Origin of the sequence: Holdemania filiformis DSM 12042 (genome assembly GCF_000157995.1) — a bacterium.
Taxonomy (GTDB): Bacteria; Bacillota_I; Bacilli_A; order Erysipelotrichales; family Erysipelotrichaceae; genus Holdemania; species Holdemania filiformis.
The window spans coordinates 126270-133134 of sequence record NZ_GG657562.1 but is presented as its reverse complement, the minus strand read 5'-3'; the positions used below and the strand labels follow the sequence as shown (position 1 = coordinate 133134).

The 6865-nt window shown below is 41.8% G+C and carries 3 protein-coding genes and 6 tRNA genes; 7 read left to right on the top strand and 2 right to left on the bottom strand.

What is annotated here, in order from left to right; all coding sequences use genetic code 11:
* Positions 1-341: 341 nt before the first annotated feature.
* Together HOLDEFILI_RS16515 and HOLDEFILI_RS16510 are read right to left on the bottom strand one after the other, a co-directional pair.
* A complete protein-coding gene (locus HOLDEFILI_RS16515; RefSeq protein WP_006061022.1) occupies positions 342-1274 on the bottom strand; it encodes a ribokinase in 933 nt (310 codons plus the stop codon).
* 455 nt (positions 1275-1729) lie between these two features.
* Entirely contained in the window at positions 1730-3811 is a 2082-nt protein-coding gene (locus HOLDEFILI_RS16510; RefSeq protein WP_006061021.1) for an alpha-amylase family protein, read from the bottom strand.
* A 178-nt stretch (positions 3812-3989) separates the two neighbouring features.
* Between HOLDEFILI_RS16510 and HOLDEFILI_RS16505 the strand changes: the two genes are divergently transcribed.
* The 7 genes from HOLDEFILI_RS16505 (at position 3990) to HOLDEFILI_RS16475 (ending at position 6608) form a co-directional block, all read left to right on the top strand.
* A complete protein-coding gene (locus tag HOLDEFILI_RS16505; RefSeq protein ID WP_006061020.1) occupies positions 3990-5627 on the top strand; it encodes a hypothetical protein in 1638 nt (545 codons plus the stop codon).
* A 456-nt stretch (positions 5628-6083) separates the two neighbouring features.
* Positions 6084-6159 (top strand) — tRNA-Val (locus HOLDEFILI_RS16500).
* A 10-nt stretch (positions 6160-6169) separates the two neighbouring features.
* Positions 6170-6245 (top strand) — tRNA-Thr (locus HOLDEFILI_RS16495).
* 6 nt (positions 6246-6251) lie between these two features.
* Positions 6252-6336 (top strand) — tRNA-Tyr (locus HOLDEFILI_RS16490).
* 16 nt (positions 6337-6352) lie between these two features.
* Positions 6353-6428: transfer RNA gene (locus HOLDEFILI_RS16485), tRNA-Gln, on the top strand.
* Positions 6429-6449: 21 nt separating this feature from the next.
* A tRNA-Lys gene (locus tag HOLDEFILI_RS16480) sits at positions 6450-6525 on the top strand.
* 9 nt (positions 6526-6534) lie between these two features.
* A tRNA-Gly gene (locus HOLDEFILI_RS16475) sits at positions 6535-6608 on the top strand.
* Positions 6609-6865 lie beyond the last annotated feature (257 nt).

Genomic DNA, 6865 nt, shown 5'->3' with positions numbered 1-6865 from the left:
CGCCTAATCGTTTGCGATTAAAACGGGAATTACGGAATGACTGACGAACGATTTATGCAATTGAAAAATTGATTTTGATTTCACCTTTACCTTAATGAGAAGATCAGAACGAAACTTCTGTTTCAGTATGCTCGCTGGAATAGAAGTCTAGTTCTGATCTTTTCTTTTGAAAACAGTTTAATGATTTTAATCAGTTTTGATTATGTTAAGGTCATTGAAAAAGAGAATTGATTGAGAAATGAGGTTGAATCAGGCTGTGCGCGTAAACTGAAAAGTAGGCATTTCCCAGGAAATACTGTGAAACAGTTTAAATGAAAAACGACCGGAATAAATCCGGCCGATCAAAAGGTAATTTCAGTTTTCTTTGACCATAAGAAATCATGATATTGGTTCAGCAACGTCTGTGCTTCAGCTAAAGTGGGAATTGATACTGAAGCTCCTTTTTTAGTAACGGCGCATGCGCTGGCGGCCGTAGCGATCGCAAGACAGTCAAGGGCAGATTTGCCTGCTAATTTAGCGGCTAGGAAAAAACCTGTGAACGTATCCCCGGCGCCGACGGTATCGACGACTTCAACTGGACAACAAGGCAGAAAAATACGTTCTCTGCCTTCCTGCAGACAGCTGCCTTGATCCCCTAAAGTCAGAATGACTTGAGTATGCGGGAAAACTTTTGCGAAATAGTCCAGAATGGCTTCCGGTTCAATCTGACCTGAAAAGAAGGCACCTTCGACTTCGTTGATAAATAACAAATCGATCTCGTTCAACGGCAATTGTCCGGGATCGGCAGGGGTGGGAGAAGGATTTAACGCGATGATCAGACCTCGTTCATGCGCTTTGTGGATTAATTCTTCTAATCGGTTAATTTCATTTTGAATAACCAACAGATCCCCCGCCTGAAAATTAGCTAGCGTTTCATCAATCTGGGCGGAGGTAATGGCGTAGTTGCTTCCTGGATAAACAAGGATGGCATTCTGTCCTGTGCGATCAACTTGAATAATTGCGTGACCGGCAGGTTGATCCACGGAACGTAAGTACCGGGTGTCAATATGATACTGAGCCAGTGTATCTGATAAAAGTGAGCTTGCCTGCCCCAGACATCCCGCAAAATGAACAGACGCGCCGCCTTGACTTAAGGCAACTGCTTGGTTCAATCCCTTTCCGCCGCAGAAACACTGCATTTGGCGAGCTGACTGCGTTTCCTTCGAATTTAAAATGTGATCAACAGAATAAAAATAATCTAAATTTAATGAACCGAAAACTAAGCATTTTTTCATATCAGAGATGCCTCCTCACTCTTTTTCATTATAGCATACACAAATGATCGAAAGCGGATAAAAGGAAAAGCATACTTAAATCAAGTTATAAGGTTAGCATCAAGATCAATATCAGATAAAGGATCGAGCGCAGACAAATCTTATTTTTGTTTGCTTTTAAACGGATAAATGCTTTTTTGGAGGCCCTGTAAATTGGCTTTATAAATTTTGATGCTGGTGAAAATGTATGTCTCTTTTCTTGAACATAAAAAAGAGACATAGGTAAGAATTTCCATTACAATAAAGTTACCACACCCTATAGAAAGGAAATCTCACTATGTCTATTACTCGTTTTATCAACTCTGCTCTTAAATTAAAAGACCTTTTTCGAAGGAAAAACTAAATCCAGTTAATATCAGATTCATTTTTTGATGGATAAGTTGTTGAAATTCAAGATAAAAGAAAAATTAACAATTTCAATTAACAATTTCGATGATTTTTACTTCGCCTGGAAGAAATGCGGCACATAGCGCTCGATCACCGATTTCCAAATTCAGGTCTGCTTGATTGTTCTCATTTTCAGAGGATAGGATAACCTTCGCAGAATCAATAGCCATCTGGAAACGGTTTGGAAGATTTTCGAGGCGAATCCAATGACGATGGCTGTTTTCCAAGTCATGATTGGCGACCACCAAAATCATCGTAGATTTGTTTGCAAAGCCAAAACCCAAAGCCGGAATCCAAGGACCTTCGAACATCAGCGGGAATTGATTGTTTTTACGGAAAAGGGCTGTGCGGTAGCGTCTGCGGATGTGCGCCGCCGCTTCCAATAATGTCGGCAGCTGCCATCGCTGAGCGTCAAGATAGTGGAAAGCATAGCAGTCAAACAAGGCCAGCTTACGATAATACGGATCCGTTTCCGGCAGTTGGTCCTGTTCGTTAGGACGGCAGTCCAGCCCCGTATTCATCGGCTGGATTTCGTAGACTTCCTGCCCAGAATTCAGAAAAGGGACGCAATTTGGAATAAATAAATTAAGTACCGTTAACATCCGGCTTAGCCGCCGACCTCCTTCACGAGCACTTAACCGCGGTGTATCATGCGTTTCACCCACTGCGAAAACCGGACAAGGCAAACTGGCGGCACCATAAGCGAAGGCGTTTAATTTATCCTCATTTGGCCGGGTTTCCTGCGTGAAACCTCCCCCGATGATCATGTTATACCCTTTTTCCAGAGAGCATGCTGCATTCTGGGTGTCCAGTTCCTCGGCAATAAAACAGAAATGAGGATCAATTTTCCGGGCCGCTTCGATGATTCGTTTTACCAACGCCAGTGGAAGCGCATGGCCCATGTCAATCCGTGCGCCGTCAATGCCAAATTCTGTTTGATAATAAGGAATGATCTGGCTTAACAGAGCCCATAACGGCTCGTTGATGCGATTGCCTGGATTTAAGCTGGCTTTCGCAACATCATATAAAATATAAGGATTAAAACTTTCATTTTTCGGCAAATACGCCGCAGAAGCTGCCGGATGATCTAAATACATGCGGAAAAAAGTGATATCATTCCATGCCGGCTGCGGATCGTTAATGCAATCACTGAAAGCCGGGGCAACGGTCATGTTAAATGCTTCCTGAACCAGATCCAGGATCTCGCCTTTACCTTTTTTCCATTTTGCAACAACCCTTTTCCATTTTTCTGGATCAATACTTTGCGGATTTGGCCGAAATTTGCGGATATGTTCAAGGACTTCTTCACTCGCATACATCAATTCCAAGTATTGAGGATCCGCAACGCTGCCCGGTTCCACGCCAGGAACAAAAGGCGGGGTATACGTATCCAATTGGTCAGCCTCGATCCAGTAGAACCAATCCGGATGCTCAGCAATGAGATCCGAGTTTACTGAGTTTGTCCTTGGGATCAGGTCAATGATCACTTTGATATCCTGACAATGACAGGCTTCAACAAGCGCTTTAAATTCGTCTTCTACGCTCAGTTCATCGCCGGTCATCGGATCTTTTAAATTGGGGTCTAATTTGAAAAAGTTACTTACACCGTAAGGAGAACCCAGATCTCCTTTCTTATTTTTGGTTGAATACTGACTGATCGGCAGCAAATATAATGTGTCGATCCCCATTTTTTTTAATAAAGGAAGCAAAGCTAAAGTTTTAACAAAAGTTCCTGTTTCTTTTAAGCCGTAGATATTCTTGGATTCCAATTCGCCGCTGCGGTCATGATCCCAACTGCTGGATGTGCGGATCATGCAGGAATAAACGCTGCTTTGACGGATCCAATTTCCACGCGTACCGCCTTGAGGAAGGGAATGATCAGCGTAATAGGGCTGACAGACCGGTTTGGATTTTCCTTTCAACAGAACGTTGATCAATTCGTCAAAAAATTGATAAGGATTAACACGAATTTCACCAGAGGGTAGTTTATATTTTGAGGTACACTTCAAATCCAAGCTGTCGAAAAGATCAGGAAGAGTATAATTAAACGGGTAATCGTGGATAAGAGACTGTCGCTTTAAAGCCTGTTGTAATTTTAATAAGTAACTCATGAAATACTCCTTATATAAGTAAATAAAATCCTATTTTATTTTATCATGAAAATCAGATTGATTGATAGAATTTCAGAGCTTTGGGGAGAATTTAAAACGTGAAACTAAAAATAAATTTGTCAATCGTTTTGAAGTCTGTTACCATGATAGCGGTTAAATCGGACGCTGAGGTGAAGAAATGCGAAAGTTATTATTATTATTCAGTATCGGAGTGATGCTGGCGCTCGGGGGATGCGCTGAAGAGAAACCCTGCATCGCGGAGAAGGGAATCGTTTGTTACAATGAGGAAGCGCAGCAGTATCAAGTGGAAGAAGGCGCTAAAATTCGGGTTATGGTTGAGAATGAAGCCTATGGTCAGGCTTTGGAAGAACTTTGGAATAAGGAACATCCGGAACAGACTGATGTGATCGAACCGATTGTTGTCCAAAGCTTTGATGCGGCAACCTGGTTAGGCTATAAGACGGATATCGCGCTGTTGTGGAGTAATGACGCCGCTCAGATTATCAATAATTTTATGCCGGTGCAGCCAGAGTTGGAAGCAGTGATACAGGAACATGCTCCGCGGCAGTTTGGTGAACTTTTAAATGTAGACGGTCTTCGGTATGTGCCAATGAGTTACTATGGATTAGTGTTTTCTACCAATATGACTATGCTGAGCGAAATGGGATATGACGTGAGCGATGAAAATGACGATGGACTGGTTGATCAATTTGATAGCTTTGAAGAATTAATGAAATTGGCAGATGAATGGGGAGGGCAGGCGCGAACCTATCATGAGCGGCAGATGGAGGCGGTATTCCCGTTTGCAATTTCAGAATTGTGGGCCTCAATGGTGTTTTTGAGTGCTGATGATTTTCGTTTCTTTGCATCACAGGATGCTTTAATATCCGGTATGGAAACGGAAGAGTTTCTGGAGGCTTTAAAATTTCTAAGAGCAATGGGGGAGCATTCTTGGTATTTGTACAGCGAAGAGAGTGCAGGAGAAGAACAGCCAGAGGTGTCTGATGTTGAGGACGAAAATTCAAGGGACACGGATTCTGAATTACCGGTCGTGGATTCTGAATCAGAAGTTGAATCCGAAGAATTCCCGCCCGAAAGCAATAATGTGAAGGAATCCCAGGATAGCTCTGAAGAGGAAGAGGAGATCATTCTTCCTTATCAAATCAAAAATGATCGGGCCTTCAACGGGGGGTGGCTGTATGATGTCTATCTTGAAAAGCTGATTTCTCCTTTTTCTTTAGTAGGGACTTGGATGTACTATAATCAGCAGGAGGATATTGAACAACAGGATTTTTATTTTTCACCTATGCCATCCTGGAAAGAAAAAATACTTTCACCCTTGGCGAAAACCAAAGGCTATTTATTGTCGGCTGGAACAAAATATCCTTCCGCTGCTAATGAAGTTTACCGTATAATTCGGAGTGAAGCTGGAATTCAGGCGTATATTGATACAGTGGATGAAATTCCTGCGGTAACGCAAGTGGATAGGCTTGAAAATCGTCCTAATTTGGAAACTGAGGAAAATGAAGAAGGAAAGGAATCCCAAACAATCGAACCGTATTATTTAGCGTTTAGAAATGAGAATCAGAGACAAATAAGTTATGCTTTTTCATTCTCACAGGAGGAGTCCATGGTGGCTTTTGAAAAAGATCCATCTGTTAGAGGCTGGGATATGCTTTCTGAAATTGGATTGATCGAAATTGCACAACAAGTAATAAAACAGGAGATTACACCCGAGGAGGCACAATTGGAATTGCTAGAAAACAGTGAAAACTGGATGAAGCCGTTTAAACCTGTGGATGAGGAATTGGAATAGCCTCTCATTTGGTTTGCAAAGAGGTAATCAGGCTCTTGAGTATTAAGTTAGATTCAATATTCTGTAAAGAAGATGTTCTGTAAGGAATATGGTGTGTGAATTTAAGAAAAAGGGCCTTTTTTTTAATTGTTAGTCAGTTGTTTTTACAGCGGGATCAGAGATATGACAAAGCTGTGTTTGTATAATTTGACAGAGCTTGTAGAGGGAAATGCTACAATTTTACTCCTGAGTTCTATGCAGAATATAAAATAGTACCCTACTGAAGCTTAAACGTGGTAACTTAAATAATACGATATCTATGGATTTTTTCATCTTATTTTGTGGGGTGATTTATCACGTCTTAATTCCACTTTCATTTTACAACACAGGTTTCAGAAAAAATATGAAATTGTTATTGACGAGATTTAGATCTTATGATATATTATTAAAGCGCTGGTAATCAGCCAATAAAAAGATGGAGGCTTAGCTCAGTTGGGAGAGCGTCTGCCTTACAAGCAGAGGGTCGGGGGTTCGAGCCCCTCAGCCTCCACCATTTTTTTATTGCCGACTTAGCTCAATTGGCAGAGCAACTGATTTGTAATCAGTAGGTTGTAGGTTCGATTCCTATAGTCGGCACCAGGAGTTGGAGAGGTAGCGAAGTGGCTAAACGCGGCTGACTGTAAATCAGTTCCCAACGGGTTCGGCAGTTCGAATCTGCCCCTCTCCACCATTCTTTTTTAAGATAGTGGGGCATAGCCAAGCGGTAAGGCAACAGACTTTGACTCTGTCATTTCCCTGGTTCGACCCCAGGTGCCCCAGCCAATTTTAGTTTGGATTGTTTATGTCCCGGTAGCTCAGGCGGTAGAGCAACTGACTTTTAATCAGTGGGTCGAAGGTTCGATTCCTTTCCGGGACACCACTTAACTATGCGAATGTAGTTCAATGGTAGAACTTCAGCCTTCCAAGCTGACTACGTGGGTTCGATTCCCATCATTCGCTCCATTGAATAACATAACCCTGTATGAGGGTTTTTTTGTGTCTTAATAGTTCTCTAGGTAATATAAAATCTTGTAGGGTTTTTAGAAAATGAGCTATAAAATCGTATAGGGTTGGAAAAAGCAAAAATGGATAGAGCGTCGACGCTGTAAAGCGCGAAAAGACGAAATATCCATTTTTATTTAGCTAAGGGTTCAGTGAAGAAAAAAGAGTTAAGGATGAATCTTATTGAGGGTTAGAAAAGTCATCAGTAGGAAGTGAGG

What these genes read in the sequence shown, in the direction of transcription:
- HOLDEFILI_RS16515 (WP_006061022.1), bottom strand. Translation starts at nt 1,274, where the DNA reads ATGAAAAAATGCTTAGTTTTCGGTTCATTAAATTTAGATTATTTTTAT.
- HOLDEFILI_RS16510 (WP_006061021.1), bottom strand. Translation starts at nt 3,811, where the DNA reads ATGAGTTACTTATTAAAATTACAACAGGCTTTAAAGCGACAGTCTCTT.
- HOLDEFILI_RS16505 (WP_006061020.1), top strand. Translation starts at nt 3,990, where the DNA reads ATGCGAAAGTTATTATTATTATTCAGTATCGGAGTGATGCTGGCGCTC.